The sequence below is a fragment of the Rhodoplanes roseus genome (genome assembly GCF_003258865.1).
GTDB classification, from domain to species: Bacteria; Pseudomonadota; Alphaproteobacteria; order Rhizobiales; family Xanthobacteraceae; genus Rhodoplanes; species Rhodoplanes roseus.
The window spans coordinates 1-277 of the sequence record NZ_NPEX01000794.1; the positions used below are offsets into that span (position 1 = coordinate 1).

Below are 277 nucleotides of genomic sequence, written 5' to 3' on the forward strand. Positions count from 1 at the left end.
GATGCCGGGATAGAGCCCGCGCCCGGTTTCCGCAGGTGCGAAAACGAAAACGCCCGGGGGCCATGCCCCGGGCGGTGCTTTTTGAAGGCGCGGTGACCTACTGCTGCTGCGGCAGGGCGTAGGCTACGAGCGCGTCGCCGATCGGCGTTTCCATGAAGTGGTGGCCGCCCGCCATGATGACAAGATATTGCCGGCCGTTCGCCTCATAGGTCATCGGCGTCGCCTGGCCGCCTGCTGGCAGAACATCGCTCCACAAGGTCTCTCCCGTCTCCATATC

1 protein-coding gene is annotated in these 277 nt (G+C 65.0%); it reads right to left on the bottom strand.

Features of this window, described 5'->3' with window-relative positions:
• Positions 1 to 97: 97 nt before the first annotated feature.
• Positions 98 to 277 (bottom strand): hypothetical protein (locus CH341_RS32440; RefSeq protein WP_210208730.1); only part of this gene is annotated, 180 nt, incomplete at its 5' end.